The following is a 1,162-nucleotide window of genomic DNA, read 5'->3' on the forward strand; positions in this document are numbered from 1 at the left end:
GTCAGAACCGTAATCCATCTCGGTTATCCAGGATGCCAGGTGTTATCCGGAATGGAAAAAAACAATTCATTGTAGATATTAATATCGGGAAAAAGGATTGGAACGAATGGTATGAATGGATTGAGAGCGTAAACGATGATCTTCCTGAACCCGAAAGTTTAGAAGGAGTCTGGAATGATTTGCCGGAATTAGCAGACCCTTTAATCCATGGGATCCTTCGTCAAGGACATAAGATGCTGATCGCTGGTCCATCTAAAGCAGGAAAGTCATTTTCTTTAATAGAGTTAACAATTGGCATTGCAGAAGGTCGTGCCTGGCACGGATGGAAATGTGCCAAGGGAAAAGTGATGTATGTAAACCTGGAACTCGACAGAGCCTCTTGTCTGCATCGATTCAAAGATGTTTATGAAACTCTTGGGTGGGCGCCGGATAATCTCTCTAACATTGATATATGGAATTTGAGGGGGAAATCAGCTCCTATGGATAAGCTAGCGCCAAAGTTAATCCGGAGAGCCTTAAAGAAAAACTATGCAGCCATCATCATTGACCCAATCTACAAGGTTATTACCGGTGATGAGAACAGTGCTGATCAGATGGCCGCCTTTTGTAATCAGTTTGATAAAGTATGTACAGAGCTTGGTGCTGCAGTGATCTATTGCCATCACCATAGTAAAGGCAGCCAGGGCAGTAAAAAAGCCATGGACCGTGCATCAGGTTCCGGAGTATTTGCCCGGGATCCGGATGCGATCCTGGATTTAATCGAGTTGCAAGTCACAGAAGAACTCTTAAAGCAGGAAGAGAACAAAGCTGTTTGTGATGCTTGCTTTTCCTTCTTAAACGAACGATTTGAAGATTGGGAAGATGATGTGTCTCAGGATGCAATGTGCTCACAGCTGCAAATGGATGAATACTGCAAAAAGAAGCTGACACGGCCGGATTATCAGGAGCTTAAAAAACAAATGGAAGCGGCCGTTCAAAAAAATAAGATGAAATCAGCGTGGCGTATTGAGGGCACCCTTCGTGAATTTCCGAAGTTTGAGCCAGTGAACTTGTGGTTCGATTATCCGGTACATCGAGTAGATAAAGTAGGAAGTTTAAAGGATATCAGTCCGGAAGATGAAACACCTCAATGGAAAAAGGCAGCATCCAAAAGAAAAGATCC

General features: G+C 43.4%; 1 protein-coding gene. It reads left to right on the plus strand.

Annotation, left to right across the window (positions count from 1 at the left end):
• Positions 1-1,162: AAA family ATPase (locus NHH15_RS15425; protein WP_262067537.1), on the plus strand; the 1,162-nt coding region annotated here is incomplete at both ends.

The sequence above is a fragment of the Aequitasia blattaphilus genome, assembly GCF_024721305.1.
GTDB classification, from domain to species: domain Bacteria; phylum Bacillota; class Clostridia; order Lachnospirales; family Lachnospiraceae; genus Aequitasia; species Aequitasia blattaphila.